Source organism: Nocardioides pymetrozini (assembly GCF_046058985.1).
Lineage (GTDB): Bacteria > Actinomycetota > Actinomycetes > Propionibacteriales > Nocardioidaceae > Nocardioides.
The window spans coordinates 279,776-294,012 of the sequence record NZ_CP175556.1; the positions used below are offsets into that span (position 1 = coordinate 279,776).

Genomic DNA, 14,237 nt, shown 5'->3' on the forward strand with positions numbered 1-14,237 from the left:
CGCACGGGGCGCCACCTTCTGCCGGGTCGGGGTGGATCCGGAGCCGGGTTCTGCCGGGTCGGCGTCAGTCCTTGATCTCGCAGACGACCTCGCCGTTGCCGATGGTGGCGCCGACCTCGGCGGACAGGCCGGTGATCGTGCCGGCCTTGTGCGCCTTGAGCGGCTGCTCCATCTTCATCGCCTCGAGGACCACCACGACGTCGCCCTCCGCGACCTCCTGGCCCTCCTCGACGGCGACCTTGACGATGGTGCCCTGCATCGGCGAGGCGACCGAGTCGCCCGACGCGGCGGCGCCGGCCTTCTTGCCGCCGGCACGCTTCGGCTTCTTGGCGCCACCCGCGGCGACACCGCCACCGAGACCGCCCAGGCCGGCCGGGAGGACGACCTCGATCCGCTTGCCACCGACCTCGACGACGACCTTCTGCTTCTCGCCGGCCTCCTCGGCCTCACCAGCGGCGCCTCCGTAGGGCGTGATCTGGTTGTCGAAGTCCGTCTCGATCCAGGTCGTGTAGACGTCGAAGGAGCCCTCGCCGGTCGGGTTGGACGCCCCCACCCAGGCGGGGTCGTCGACGATGACCTCGTGGAAGGTGATCGCGGTCGGCATGCCGTCGACCTCGAACTCCGAGAGCGCCCGGCGGGAGCGCTCGATCGCCTGGGTGCGGGTGCTGCCGGTGACGATGAGCTTGGCGATGAGCGAGTCGAACGCCCCGGGCACGGTCTCGCCGACCTCGTAGCCGCCGTCGACGCGCACGCCCGGCCCCTGCGGCGGGTTCCACTTGGTCAGGGTGCCGGGGGCCGGCATGAAGTTGTTGCCGCCGTCCTCGGCGTTGATGCGGTACTCGATGGAGTGGCCGCGGACCTCGGGGTCGCCGTACCCGAGCTCCTCGCCCGCGGCGATGCGGAACATCTCGCGGACCAGGTCGAGGCCGGTGACCTCCTCCGACACGCAGTGCTCGACCTGCAGGCGGGTGTTGACCTCGAGGAAGGAGATGGTGCCGTCGGCGGCGACCAGGAACTCGCAGGTGCCGGCGCCGACGTACCCGGCCTCGCGCAGGATCGCCTTCGAGGACTCGTACAGGCGCGCGTTCTGCTCGTCGGTGAGGAACGGCGCGGGCGCCTCCTCGACCAGCTTCTGGTGGCGTCGCTGCAGCGAGCAGTCCCGGGTGGAGACCACCACGACGTTGCCGTGCTGGTCGGCCAGGCACTGGGTCTCGACGTGGCGCGGCTTGTCGAGGAACTTCTCGACCAGGCACTCGCCGCGGCCGAAGGCGCCGATGGCCTCGCGCACGGCGGACTCGTAGAGGTCCGGGATCTCCTCCAGGGTGCGGGCGACCTTGAGGCCACGGCCACCGCCGCCGAAGACGGCCTTGATCGCCACGGGGAGGCCGTGCTCCTTGGCGAACGCGACGATCTCGTCGGCGTCCTTGACCGGGTCCTTGAGACCGGGCGCGAGCGGCGCGCCCGCCGCGAGCGCGATCTGCTTGGCCTTCGCCTTGTCGCCGAGCGCGTCGATGGCGGCGGGCGACGGGCCGATCCAGATCAGGCCGGCGTCGATCACCGCCTGCGCGAACTCGGCGTTCTCGGCGAGGAAGCCGTAGCCGGGGTGCACCGAGTCGGCACCCGACTGCTTGGCGACCTCGACGATCTTGGCGATGTCGAGGTAGGTCTCCGCAGGGGTGGCGCCGCCCAGGGAGTAGGCCTCGTCGGCCAGGCGGACGAACAGGGCGTTGGCGTCGGGCTCGGCGTACACCGCGACGGATCCGATGCCCGCGTCCTTGGCGGCACGGATGACCCGCACCGCGATCTCGCCACGGTTGGCGATGAGGACCTTCTTCAACGACATTGCTTGGCCTTCCAGTTCGACGTGACGCGGGGTCAGCGGGGCAGGGCGCTGGCGCGCCAGGCGCCGCGTCCGGGGATCGGGTGGGTGCTGGCGGTGGAGCGCAGGCGGCGGGCCGGGTTGGTCCACTCCGAGCGTGGCGCCTCGGGCGCCGGGGCGCCACCGCCGAGGGCGGAGAGCACCGCGACGATCGCGGCCACCTCCTCCGGGGTGGTGCCGGGGGTGAGGACCCGCAGCAGCGGAGCGGCGGGCACCGGGTCCTGCGCCGTCTCCTGCTCGGGCTCCACGTCGGACACCTGCTCGGGCGCGCTCACAGCGGGATGTTCCCGTGCTTCTTGGGCGGCAGCGTCTCGCGCTTGTTGCGCAGCAGGCGCAGCGCCTTGACCACCTCGGCGCGCGTCTCGGACGGCTTGATGACGCCGTCGACGTAGCCGCGCTCGGCCGCGATGTACGGGTTGGCCAGCGTGGTCTCGTACTCGTCGATCAGCTCCGCGCGCCGCGCCTCGACCTGGTCGGCGGAGGCGCCGCTGGCCGCGAGCTCGTTGAGAGTCCGCCGGTGCACGATGTTCGCGGCGCCCTGGGCGCCCATCACGGCGATCTGGCCGGTCGGCCACGACAGGTTGATGTCGGCGCCGAGGTGCTTGGAGCCCATGACGTCGTAGGCGCCGCCGTAGGCCTTGCGCGTGATGATCGTGACCAGCGGCACGGTCGCCTCGGCGTAGGCGTAGATCAGCTTGGCGCCGCGGCGGATGATGCCGAGGTGCTCCTGGTCGACGCCCGGCAGGAAGCCGGGGACGTCGACGAAGGTGAGCACCGGGATGTTGAACGCGTCGCAGAACCGCACGAAGCGCGCCGCCTTCTCGGAGGCGTCGATGTCGAGGGTGCCGGCGAACTGCATCGGCTGGTTGGCCACGACGCCGACCGAGCGGCCCTCGACGCGGCCGTAGCCGACGATGATGTTCGGCGCGAACAGCGGCTGCACCTCGAGGAAGTCGCCGTCGTCGAGGATCGTCGTGATGACGTCGTGCATGTCGTAGGGCTGGTTCGGCGAGTCCGGGATCAGGGTGTCGAGCGCGAGGTCCTCGGCCGTGGGCTCGAGGTCGGCACCCTCGTCGTACGCCGGCGGCTCGTCGAGGTTGTTCTGCGGGAGGAACGACAGCAGCGCCTTGACGTACTCGAGCGCGTCCTCCTCGTCGGAGGCCATGTAGTGCGCGTTGCCGGACTTGGTGTTGTGCGCCCGGGCCCCGCCGAGCTCCTCCATCGAGATGTTCTCGCCGGTGACGGTCTTGATGACGTCGGGCCCGGTGATGAACATGGCGGAGGTCTGGTCGACCATGATCGTGAAGTCCGTGACGGCCGGCGAGTACACGTGGCCGCCCGCGCAGTTGCCCATGATCAGGGAGATCTGCGGGATCACGCCGGAGGCGTGGACGTTGCGCTTGAAGATCTCGCCGTAGAGGCCGAGGGAGACCACGCCCTCCTGGATCCGGGCGCCGGCGCCCTCGTTGATGCCGATGATCGGGCAGCCGGACTTGATCGCGAGGTCCATGACCTTGGTGATCTTCTCGCCGTAGACCTCGCCGAGGGAGCCGCCGAAGACGGTGAAGTCCTGGGAGAAGACGCAGACCTGGCGGCCGTCGATGGTGCCGTAGCCGGTGATCACGCCGTCGCCGTACGGGCGGGTCTTCTCGAGGCCGAAGGCGGTGGAGCGGTGCCGGGCGAACTCGTCGAGCTCGACGAAGCTGCCCTCGTCGAAGAGCAGCTCGATGCGCTCGCGCGCCGTCTTGCGTCCCTTGGCGTGCTGCTTCTCCTGCGCCTTCGCGGCGGGAGCGTGCACGGCCTCGTCGGTGCGGCGGTCGAGGTCCGCCAGCTTGCCCGCGGTCGTGTGCAGGTCGATCTCGGTCATGAAACTGAGTATCATCCATTGATACTGGAGTTCACAAGGGGGGTGCGGTGTGACGCAATCGCGCGAGGACGACCGGCGGGGCGCGCGCAGCCCCTCCGCGGCCATCGTCGACGCCGCCTTCCGGCTCTTCGCCGAGAACGGGTACGACGAGACCAGCGTCGACGACATCGCGACCGCGGCCGGGGTCAGCCGCAGCTCGTTCTTCCGGCTGTTCGGGTCCAAGGAGATGGTGATCTTCCCCGACCACGACGCGATCCTCGCGGCGGTCGAGGAGCGGCTCGCCGCGTCGACCCAGAAGAGCGCGATCCTCGCCGTGTCGGACGCCGTGCGCGTGGTCCTCTTCCACTACATCGCCGAGGGGCCCCTGGCCCGCCGCCGCTACCGGCTCACCTCGACCGTCCCCGCCCTGCGGGAGCGGGAGCTGATCAGCGGCTCGCGCTACCAGCAGCTGTTCCGGCAGTACATCAGCGCGTGGGGCGACGGCTCGGAGGAGTCCGAGCGGCGCGGCGAGCTGATGGCCGCCGCCGTGGTCGCCGCCCACAACCGGGTCCTGCGCCGCTGGCTGCGCGAGGAGTGCGCGGACCCGCACATGGAGATCGACGAGGCGATGGCGCAGGTGAACGCGCTCTTCGCGCCGCCGTCGGGCACGCGGGCGGTCGTCGTCGTGCGCACCGACCAGGATCTCGACGCCGTCGCGGAGCAGCTCCGGGCGCTCTGAGCCGCGTGCCCGTGGGCTGCCGGCGAGCGGGGCGGGGCTACGACTCGTCCGCGGCGACCACCGACGCGAGGGTGGCGGCGACGGCCACGCCCAGGGTCACGCCCGCCGCGACGTCGGCCGGCCAATGGGCGCCCTGGTGCACCCGCACGTACGACGTGAGGGCGGTGCCGCCCGCCCCGAGCAGGCCCAGTGTCCCGGAGCCGGTGCCCCGGGCGAGCAGATAGCTCGCGGCCGCGGCGATGGCGGCATGTCCCGACGGCTGCCCGGGCCCGTCGGTCGGGGCGTCGTCGCGTACCTCCGTCCCGACCGTCGCCGCCGGACGCGGCCGCCGCACGAGCTTCTTCGTCGCGACCTCGGCGGCCTTCTCGGTGGGCAACGCCAGGAGGGCCGCCAGCGCCCACGGCCACCGCCCGCGTCGGGCGAGCACGAGGGCGGTCGCGGGCAGCGTCCACGGCGTGCCGAGCTGCTGGGGCAGCCGCAGCCACGGTCGGTCGGAGCGCGCATTGACCCGCCGGAAGGCACGCTCCTCCCGGTGACCCGGCCGGGCGCGATGGCGCAGGCAGAGCAGGCTGTAGGTCGCCACGGCCGCCGCGGCCACGGTCCGATCTCCCCGCCGCGTCACCTCGCCGGCTCCTCCGCACGTCCCTCCACGACGCGGCGGTACCCCGGGTCGCCGGCGACAACTCGGCCCGCCGGTGTGAGGATGTGACCTGGCGCACATCCCGCGCCTCTCCTCTCGGAAAGGTTGATCCATGCCTCAGCGCTTCAACCGGCGGCTCCGAGCCGCCACCCTCACGGTCGCGACCGGCCTCACCCTGGCCGGCCTGTCCGTGACCGGATCCGGCGCCCTCGCCGCGCCCGGCGGTGCGGCCGGCGACGGGCCTCCGTCGACCCCGGTGCCGATCAGCACCCCCGACGGGGTCGTGTCGGCGTACGTCCTCAACGCCACCCATGCCAACCCGGGCCAGACCCGCCTCCTCGAGCGGGCGGTCGAGCGCTCCGGCGGCGTGGTCGTGCAGACCTGGCCCCAGATCGGCGTGGTGGTGGCCCACAGCGACCGCGCCGCCTTCCGCGCCGACGTCCGTGCCGCGGCCGGCAAGGTGCTTGAGTCGGTCGGCGCCACCCGCACCGTGCCGGTCACCGAGGGGACCCCGGACGGCGTGCAGGCGCCCTGGGGGCCCGGCAAGGGCCAGGTGCGCAAGCAGGCCGCTGCCGACCAGGGCGACGACACCGGCTCGGAGGCGACCGTGGCCGTCGCCCCCGACCCGCGCGAGGCCGAGCAGTGGGACATGCAGATGATCAAGGCGGACCAGGCCCACGCGATCACCGACGGCTCCCGCGACGTGCTCGTCGGCGTGCTCGACAGCGGCATCGACCCCGACCACCCGGACCTCGACGACAACATCGACGTCGCGTCGTCGGTCAACTGCAGCGACGCCGGCCGCCCCGACACCTCCGCGACCGGCTGGCACCCCACGACCAGCGACCACGGCACCCACGTCGCCGGCACGATCGCCGCCGAGCGCAACGGCGAGGGCATCGTCGGCGTCGCCCCGAACGTGCGGATGGCCTCGGTGAAGGTCGTCAACGACGACGGGTTCATCTACCCGGAGTACGCCGTGTGCGGGTTCGTCTGGGCCGGCCAGCACGGCATGGACGTGACCAACAACAGCTACTACGTCGACCCGTTCATGTTCTACTGCGAGGACCAGCCCGACCAGTACGCCGCCAAGGAGGCCGTGCGGCGCGCAGTCGACTGGTCCACCGACCAAGGCGTCGTGCACGCGGCGGCGGCCGGAAACGCGTCGTACGACCTGGCGAACAAGACCACCGACACCACCAGCCCCGACGACGGGACGACGGTGAACCGGGTCATCAACAACGCCTGCCAGGACATCCCGACCGAGCTCGACGGCGTCGTCACGGTCTCGTCGCTGCAGCGCTTCCCGGCCGGCACCATGGAGAACCGCCTGTCCGGGTTCAGCAACCGCGGTCTCGGCGTCATCGACGTCGCCGCGCCCGGCTCGGCGATCCTGTCGACGGTCGTGAAGGACAACGGCTACGGCCTCAAGAACGGGACGTCGATGGCCTCTCCGCACGTCGCGGGAGTGCTCGCCCTGATGAGGTCGGTGCACCCCGACTGGACGCCTGAGCAGACGGTCGCGAAGCTGCGTGAGCAGGCCGACGACCACCCCTGCGGTACGACGACCGCCGGCGCGCCCTGCGTCGGCACCCCGGAGGAGAACAGCTACTACGGCGAGGGTGTCGTCGACGCCCTCGACGCGGTGAGCTGACCGCTCCGCCGACCGCCTGCTGACCGGGGGTCGGTGGGCGCCTGCGGGCGCTCACCGACCCTCGGGCACACTCGATGCGTGACCACGACCAGCGCGCCGCCGTACGAGGAGTCCGGCGAGGAGTCGGGGGCGGACCCGTCCGCCTTCGAGCGGTCGCTCGGTCCCTTCCTGCTGAACTACAAGTTCGGCCTGGACGAGATCCTCACCAAGATCAACATCCTGCGCGAGGAGCTGGTCTTCCGCGGGACCGGCAACCCGATCGAGCACGTCAGCTCCCGGCTGAAGTCCGTCGAGAGCCTGCTCGCGAAGGCCGAGCGGATCGGCTGCCCGCTCGACCTCGACGCCATCGGCGAGCAGATCACCGACATCGCCGGCGTCCGGATCGTGTGCAGCTTCATCGCCGACGCCTACCAGGTCCTCGACATGCTCACCACCCAGCCGGACGTCACGGTGCGTACCATCAAGGACTACGTCGCGCATCCCAAGCCCAACGGCTACCGGAGCCTGCACGCGATCGTGGAGATCCCGGTCTTCCTCTCCGACACCGCCCGCACGGTCCCCATCGAGCTGCAGATCCGCACCGCGGCCATGGACTTCTGGGCCAGCGTCGAGCACAAGATCTACTACAAGTACGCCAAGGACGTGCCGGCCGACCTCGTCGACGAGCTGTCCGCCGCCGCACGGGTCGCCCACGAGCTCGACACCCGGATGGCCGAGCTGCACCGCATCGTGCACGGGTGACGTCCAGCTGAGCGTGCGGCGCCACCGCTGCCCGTCCCGACCGGAGCTGCCCGCCCCGACCGGACGTGGTCAGTCCAGGAGGACCGGCTCCCCCAGGTCCGTATGGACGTTGAGCCAGTCGTCGGGCGTCTCGCGCCGGAGGACCTCGCGAGCCGTCCCGTCCTCCACGAAGACGACCGCCGGTCGACCGAGCAGGTTGTAGGCACTGGCCATCGAGTACCCATAGGCTCCGGTCACCGGGACGGCGAGCACGTCGCCGACCTGGAGGTCCCGTGGCACGGCGGCATCCGGGATCAGGACGTCGCCACTCTCGCAGTGCTTGCCGACCAGCCGGACCGAGCGGTCCCTCGGCGCACCCGGACTGCGCGGCAGGAAGGCCTCGTAGGACGCGCCGTAGAGCGCGGGCCGCAGGTTGTCCGCGAAGCCCCCGTCCACTGCCGCGTAGGTGCGGACGCCGGGAACCTCCTTGAGGGTCCCGACGGTGTAGAGCGTCAGGCCGGCCTGGGCGGCGAGCAGCCGCCCGGGCTCGACCTCGATCGGGCCGACCCATCCTGCCTCCGCGGCCGCGGAGCGCAGCAGTCCCGCCCACGCCCCGATGGTCGGCCCGGCGGGCATGCTCGCCGTGTACGCGACGCCGACGCCTCCGCCGAGCGAGAGGGCCTCGGCGCCGTGCTGGACGGCGAAGCGGGCCGTCAGGACGGCTCCCTGCCGCAGGGCCTCCAGGTCGAAGATCTGCGAGCCAAGGTGGGCGTGCACGCCGAGCCAGCGCATCGACGTCGACCGGATCGCGCGGTCGACGGCTGCCGCGGCCTCGCCCGAACGGATCGAGAACCCGAACTTCGAGTCCTCCTCGGCCGTCCGGACCGCGCTCGTCGCTCCCGCGCTGACGCCGGGGGTGACCCTGATCATGACTGCCGGGGCGGCGTGGCCCGCGGCGGCCAGGAGCCCGATGCGGTCGAGCTCGTCGTGCGAGTCGACCACGATCGCCCGCACGCCCAGGTCCATGGCCCGGGCCAGCTCGGCCATCGACTTGTTGTTCCCGTGGAGCACGATGCGGTCCGCGGTGATCCCGCCCCGGAGGGCCACGGCGAGCTCGCCGGCGCTGGCGACGTCGATCCCGACTCCCTCGGACGCGATCACGGACACCATCGCGGGACAGGTGAAGGCCTTGGAGGCGTACGAGACATGCTCGGCCCCGAAGGCCTGCGCCAGCTCCCGGCACCGGTCCCTGACGTGGGCGACGTCGTAGACGAACAGGGGCGTCCCGTACCGGTCGGCGAGGTCGAGCAGGGGGACGCCTCCGACCGTCATTCCTCGGTCGGAGGCGTGGGCGGTGCTCGGGAGCAGGCGAGGGGAGATGGCGGGCATGGCCAGATTCTCCGACGAACGGGAGGCGTGGTGGTGGGTGCCGACACTGACAGTTTTCGAGGCTGAGCCCCACCGCGGGAGCTCGTCGCGGGCCGCCGTCCCAGTGCCGGACCGCCCCGCCTACGGTGAGCGTCGCGAACGCGATGTCGCGCTCCGGCGGGGAGTGTGAACCACCTCGATGCTCACCATCGAATCCGTTGGTGTGCGTGGACGGCGCCCCCTGCTGCTGCGACGCTGCAGCGAATTCAAGTCCGCCGCCGGAGAGTCCGCCGGCCAGAACCTCCGGAGGCCGCCCATGGCACGCTCGATCCGCACGAGACGCATCAGCAGGGGCATCGTTTCGATGGCCGTGATCGCGACCCTGGCCGTCACGGCGGCCTGTGGACGCTCCACCGGCTCCTCCTCGCCCGAGCCGGTCGACACGTCGTCCGACGGCAGCGGCAAGTCCGCCAGGGACCTGCTGCCCGCAGATCTCAAGAAGAGCGGCGTGCTCAAGGTGGCGACAGCAGAGGGCTACCCGCCGATGGAGATGTACGCGGAGGGAAGCAGCAGCAAGCTCGTCGGTGTGGACCCGGAGCTGGGCGAGCTCATCGCCGACCAGCTGGGCCTGGAGTTCGAGATCACCAACGCCGCCTTCCCTGGCCTCATCCCGGGCCTGCAGTCCGACCAGTGGGACCTCGCGATGTCGTCGATGAGCGATACGGAGGAGCGGCGCCAGGCCGTCAACTTCGTCGACTACTTCAACGCCGGCGGCGCGATCATGGTCAGCAAGGGCAACCCCGAGGGCATCGAGGACATCGCCGACCTGTGCGGCAAGAAGATCGTGGGGGCGAAGGGCTCGTCCAACCTCGCGATCCTGACCGACTACAACGACAGCAAGTGCACGGACAAGATGTCGATCTCCGAGTCCGAGGACGCTCCGACCGGTCTGCTGCAGCTCGACACCGGACGGTCGGTGGCGACCATGGTCGACTACCCGGTCGCCGTCCTGCTGGCCGAGCAGTCGGGGAAGTACGAGGTCCTCGAGGGCCAGTACGGCGCGGGCCCGTGGGGAATCGCGATCGACAAGGCGGACACCGCCCTCACCCAGGCGGTCCAGGCGGCGCTGACCGAGCTCATCGACAACGGCAAGTACCTGGCGCTGCTCGAGAAGTACGGCGTCGCGGACTCCGCGGTGGAGACCGCGACGATCAACGCGGGGAGCTGACCGACGTGACATCCGCGCACGCCGCGGAGCAGCGCGGCTCCGCGCTGCCGCAGGAGGCTCCCGTCCTTCCGCTCGACCCCCACCGGCCGCTGGCGCTCGGGCGCATCCTGGGCACGCTCGCGGCGATCCTGGTCGCCGGGTGGTTGGCGTACGCCGTGATCGTGAACCCCAACATCCACTGGGACGTGGTCGTCGACCACCAGTTCGACGACCGGGTCCTCCATGGGCTGTGGGTGACGATCGCGCTGACCGTCCTCTCGATGGCGATCGGAGTGCCGATCGGCGTCGGGGTGGCGGTCATGCAGATGTCGGCGAACCCGCTCCTGCGCTGGCTCGCCGGTGCGTACACCTGGTTCTTCCGCGGCACGCCCGTCCTCGTCCAGCTGCTCTTCTGGTTCAACCTGGGGCTGCTGTTCCCTCGCCTCGAGATCGGGATCCCCTTCGGCGGACCGAAGCTCCTCAGTGTCGAGGCGTCCTCGGTCATCACGCCCTTCGTCGCGGGGCTCCTGGGACTGGCGATCAACGAGGGCGCCTACATGGCGCAGATCGTCCGCGCCGGCATCCTGTCGGTCGACCACGGCCAGCGTGAGGCCGCCGAGTCGTTGGGGATGTCGCGCCGGAAGGTCCTCACGCGGATCATCCTCCCGCAGGCCATGCGGATCATCATCCCGCCGACGGGGAACCAGTTCATCTCGATGTTGAAGACCACCTCGCTGGTCTCGGTCATCGCGGGCGCGGACCTGCTCACCACCGTGAGCCGCATCTACCTCGGGAACTTCGAGGTGATCTCGATGCTCCTCGTGGCGTCCATCTGGTACCTCCTGCTCACGACGATCGCCTCCGTGGGCCAGCACTACATCGAGCGGCGGTACTCGCGGGGAGTGCACACCCCGCAACGGCTGTCGCGACGCGTCCGAAACAACCTGACCGGCAACCCGGCGATGGGAGCCCACGATGCCTGATCACTCCGCCCCGATGGTCGAAGCACGATCCGTCCGGAAGGCGTTCGGCTCCGTCGAGGTCCTGCGCGGCGTCAACCTGTCCGTCGACCGCGGTGAGGTCGTGTGCATCATCGGTCCGTCCGGCAGCGGCAAGACGACGCTCCTGCGGTGCCTGAACCGGCTCGAGTCGATCGACTCCGGGCGGGTCTTCGTCGACGGTCAGCTCGTGGGCTACCGCGAGGGCAGCAACGGGCGCCTGGTCGAGAGCACGTACGACGAGCTGCGCCGCCAACGCCAGGCGATCGGCATGGTCTTCCAGCGATTCCACCTCTTCCCGCATCGCACTGCCATCGAGAACGTGATGGAGGGGCCCAAGGTCGTGTTGGGCACGCCTGACCGGGAGGCGCGGGCCCGCGGGTCGGAGCTGTTGGCCACGGTGGGTCTGTCCGGCCGCGAGAGCGCGTATCCCTCGCAGCTGTCGGGCGGTCAGCAGCAGCGCGTCGCGATCGCACGCGCCCTGGCGATGGATCCCAAGCTGATGCTGTTCGACGAGCCGACCAGCGCGCTCGACCCCGAGCTGGTCGGCGAGGTCCTCGGCGTGATGCGGGACCTCGCGCTGTCCGGGATGACCATGGTCGTGGTCACGCACGAGATGGACTTCGCTCGGGAGGTCGCCGATCGCGTCGTCTTCATGGACGGGGGAGTGGTGGTCGAGGAAGGCTCCCCGTCGGACATCCTCAACGATCCCCAGCACCCTCGCACCCGGTCGTTCCTGTCGCGCGTCGCATGAAGGCAACGCCACCGGTCCTGGTCCGCGGTGCGGACGTGTACGACGGCAGCGGAGCCGATCCCGGCCGGTTCGACGTGCTCGTCGTCGACGGTCGGATCCGCATCGCGCCCGACAGGACGAGCGTGCCGTCCGGCGTGACGACGATCGACGGAGCCGGGCTGGCACTGTCTCCCGGCTTCATCGACGTGCACACGCACTCCGACGCGCTCGCCCTGATGCCCGACGCGGACCCCGAGCTGTCGTTGGCGCCGGTACGCCAGGGGGTCACGGTCGAGATCGCGGGCAACTGCGGAAGCTCGCTGTTCCCCCCGGCGCAGCCCGGTACGGACGTCGTCGCGATGGAGACGTTCATCCGGACGCTCTTCGGGGACGACGCCCACAGCCTCGAAGGAGCCGAGGACTTCGAGCGTCACCACCTCGGGGTGGCCCGCAAGAGCCACATCGTCAGCCTGGTCGGGCACTCCACGCTCCGTGCTGCGGTTCTCGGGTTCGGCGACTGCCGTCCGACCCGGGCTCAGCTCGACCAGATGTGTGCGCTCCTCGCGGCTGCGCTGGACGCCGGCGCCGCGGGTCTGTCCTCCGGCCTCATCTACCCGCCCGGAACCTTCGCCGACACCGACGAGCTGGTCGCCCTGGCGCGGGTCGCCGCCGCGCGTGGGCGCCCGTACGTGACCCACCTGCGCGACGAGATGAGCAACGTCGAGGCGGCCCTCGACGAGGCCATCGAGGTCGCCCGGGCGTCGGGGGTAGCGCTGCACGTCTCCCACCACAAGACGGCCGGCATCAAGGGCCACGGGCGCACCGTCTCCACTCTGGCGACTATGGACGCGGCCCGCGCGTCGGGCCTCGACCTGACCTGTGACGTCTACCCCTACACGGCCAGCAGCACCCACCTGCACGCCATGTTCCCGCCGTGGGCCACGGCCGGGGGGATCCCGGCCCTGCTGGAGCGGCTGAGGTCGGGGGCGGCGGTCAGGGACGCCGTACGCCGGTCCATCGCCGACGGCGAGGAGGGCTGGGAGAACACGGTGGGCAACGGCGGCTGGGACCTCATCGAGGTCGCCACGGCGCCGGGGCGCAGCGAGGCGGAGGGCCGTTCCATCGCCGCTCTGGCGGCGGCGGCAGGAGTCGACCCGGTCGACTACGCCGCAGACCTGCTCCTCGCCGAGCAGGCCCAGGTCACCATCATCAGCCGCTCCATGGCCGAGGACGACGTACGGCGGGTGCTCTGCCATCCCGGCACCATGATCGGGTCGGACGGTGTGCCGCACAGCGGGCGGCCGCACCCGCGGTGGGCAGGGTCCTTCGCCCGGGTCCTCGGCAGGTACAGCCGCGAGGCCGGTCTGCTCACCCTCGCGGAGGCGGTGTCGCGGATGACGGCGCTGCCCGCGCGTCGGTTCGGGCTGCGCGGTCGTGGTGTCATCGCCGAGGGAGCCCATGGCGACCTCGTCCTGTTCGACCCGGCAGAGATCCTCGACCGCGCGACCTTCGCGGCGCCTCTCGAGGCCCCGCGCGGCGTCCACCACGTCCTCGTCGACGGACAGCGCGTGATCGCCGACGGTGCGCCGACCGACGCCTCGCCGGGACGCCCGCTGCGGGTCCATCCCGCGCCGGTGGGAGCGCCAGGGTGAGCGCCGGGATGTCGGGGCCGGGGCTCGAGATCTCCTCCGCGTGGGTCGCCGTCGGCGCCGACGAGCAGGTGCCGACGGTGTCGGGACCGGACCGTGTCGGTCCCATCGCGAGCACCGCGAAGGTCGCCGTGCTCGCCACCCTGGCCATGGCGCTGGACCGGGGGGACGTGGATCCGACCGAGCCGCTCTCCCTTCCCGCGACGGGTCGCGTGGGAGGGACCGGGCTGCTGCAGGCCATGACCGTGTCGAGCGCCGCCCTGCACGACCTCGCCGTCCTCACCGCCGGCGTCAGCGACAACGTCGCCACCAACGTGATCATCCGGCGACTCGGCCTCGCGGCCGTCGGTGAGCAGCTCGCCCGTTCCGGCGTCCCGGACGTCGTCGTGCTCGACGTCGTCCGGGACGACAGGGACGCCACGGTCCCACCGGCCTTCGCCGTCGGTACAGCGCGCGGCCTGTGCCGGATGATGGCGTCGGTGGGTGCCGGAGCGGGGATCACCTCCCCGGCACGCTCGCTCCTGCTGGGGTGGATGCGCCACAACCAGGATCGTGCCTACGTGCCCGACGCCTTCGTGTCCGCCCACCCGGCCGTCGAGGTGGTCAACAAGACGGGTACCGACGCCGGCGTGCTCGCCGACACCGGGCTCGTCCTCGGCGGCGACGTGGACCTCGCCTACGCAGTGGTCGCCCGCTGGAGCGGGGACGACGCGGCGAACCGCTCTCGTGCGGCGTCGGCGTTCCGGGCGTTCGGAGCGGACCTCGTCGCGCTCGCCGGGGCGGCTCGTCCCGGTTCGTGACGGG

The 14,237-nt window shown here is 71.4% G+C and carries 13 protein-coding genes; 8 read left to right on the plus strand and 5 right to left on the minus strand.

Annotation, left to right across the window (positions count from 1 at the left end; translation table 11 throughout):
• Positions 1-64 precede the first annotated feature (64 nt).
• The 3 genes from ACJ5H2_RS01345 to ACJ5H2_RS01355 are packed head-to-tail and all read right to left on the minus strand — an operon-like array spanning position 65 to position 3,746.
• A complete protein-coding gene (locus ACJ5H2_RS01345) occupies positions 65-1,837 on the minus strand; it encodes an acetyl/propionyl/methylcrotonyl-CoA carboxylase subunit alpha (protein WP_408899674.1) in 1,773 nt (590 codons plus the stop codon).
• Positions 1,838-1,875: 38 nt separating this feature from the next.
• Complete coding sequence (locus ACJ5H2_RS01350) at positions 1,876-2,154, minus strand: acyl-CoA carboxylase subunit epsilon (protein WP_408897767.1); 279 nt, start codon at positions 2,152-2,154, stop codon at positions 1,876-1,878.
• A complete protein-coding gene (locus ACJ5H2_RS01355; RefSeq protein WP_408897768.1) occupies positions 2,151-3,746 on the minus strand; it encodes an acyl-CoA carboxylase subunit beta in 1,596 nt (531 codons plus the stop codon). Before ACJ5H2_RS01355 ends, ACJ5H2_RS01350 begins: the two co-directional genes overlap by 4 nt.
• A 49-nt stretch (positions 3,747-3,795) precedes the next feature.
• Between ACJ5H2_RS01355 and ACJ5H2_RS01360 the strand changes: the two genes are divergently transcribed.
• Positions 3,796-4,464 (plus strand): TetR/AcrR family transcriptional regulator, encoded by a 669-nt coding sequence (locus tag ACJ5H2_RS01360; RefSeq protein WP_408897769.1) that lies wholly within the window; start codon positions 3,796-3,798, stop codon positions 4,462-4,464.
• Positions 4,465-4,501: 37 nt separating this feature from the next.
• Here ACJ5H2_RS01360 and ACJ5H2_RS01365 read toward each other — a convergent pair whose 3' ends face one another.
• Complete coding sequence (locus ACJ5H2_RS01365; protein WP_408897770.1) at positions 4,502-5,086, minus strand: phosphatase PAP2 family protein; 585 nt, start codon at positions 5,084-5,086, stop codon at positions 4,502-4,504.
• A gap of 130 nt (positions 5,087-5,216) precedes the next feature.
• Between ACJ5H2_RS01365 and ACJ5H2_RS01370 the strand changes: the two genes are divergently transcribed.
• Positions 5,217-6,758 (plus strand): S8 family peptidase, encoded by a 1,542-nt coding sequence (locus ACJ5H2_RS01370; RefSeq protein WP_408897771.1) that lies wholly within the window; start codon positions 5,217-5,219, stop codon positions 6,756-6,758.
• A 78-nt stretch (positions 6,759-6,836) separates the two neighbouring features.
• Positions 6,837-7,499 (plus strand): GTP pyrophosphokinase family protein, encoded by a 663-nt coding sequence (locus ACJ5H2_RS01375; RefSeq protein WP_408897772.1) that lies wholly within the window; start codon positions 6,837-6,839, stop codon positions 7,497-7,499.
• Positions 7,500-7,568: 69 nt separating this feature from the next.
• Here ACJ5H2_RS01375 and lysA read toward each other — a convergent pair whose 3' ends face one another.
• Complete coding sequence (gene lysA / locus ACJ5H2_RS01380) at positions 7,569-8,867, minus strand: diaminopimelate decarboxylase (protein ID WP_408897773.1); 1,299 nt, start codon at positions 8,865-8,867, stop codon at positions 7,569-7,571.
• Positions 8,868-9,210: 343 nt separating this feature from the next.
• Here lysA and ACJ5H2_RS01385 point away from each other — a divergent pair, with 343 nt between their 5' ends.
• From ACJ5H2_RS01385 to ACJ5H2_RS01405, 5 genes are read left to right on the plus strand one after another with little or no spacing between them, the layout of a single operon-like run.
• The gene (locus tag ACJ5H2_RS01385) at positions 9,211-10,074 is read left to right on the plus strand and encodes an ABC transporter substrate-binding protein (protein ID WP_408897774.1); all 864 of its coding nucleotides are present in this window, start codon (positions 9,211-9,213) and stop codon (positions 10,072-10,074) included.
• 5 nt (positions 10,075-10,079) lie between these two features.
• On the plus strand, positions 10,080-11,036 hold the full coding sequence (locus tag ACJ5H2_RS01390; RefSeq protein WP_408897775.1) for an amino acid ABC transporter permease: 957 nt from the start codon (positions 10,080-10,082) through the stop codon (positions 11,034-11,036).
• Positions 11,029-11,805, plus strand: a complete 777-nt coding sequence (locus ACJ5H2_RS01395; protein WP_408897776.1) for an amino acid ABC transporter ATP-binding protein — start codon at positions 11,029-11,031, stop codon at positions 11,803-11,805. Before ACJ5H2_RS01390 ends, ACJ5H2_RS01395 begins: the two co-directional genes overlap by 8 nt.
• On the plus strand, positions 11,802-13,436 hold the full coding sequence (locus ACJ5H2_RS01400; RefSeq protein ID WP_408897777.1) for an N-acyl-D-amino-acid deacylase family protein: 1,635 nt from the start codon (positions 11,802-11,804) through the stop codon (positions 13,434-13,436). Before ACJ5H2_RS01395 ends, ACJ5H2_RS01400 begins: the two co-directional genes overlap by 4 nt.
• Positions 13,433-14,233 (plus strand): serine hydrolase, encoded by an 801-nt coding sequence (locus ACJ5H2_RS01405; protein ID WP_408897778.1) that lies wholly within the window; start codon positions 13,433-13,435, stop codon positions 14,231-14,233. Before ACJ5H2_RS01400 ends, ACJ5H2_RS01405 begins: the two co-directional genes overlap by 4 nt.
• Positions 14,234-14,237: the final 4 nt, after the last annotated feature.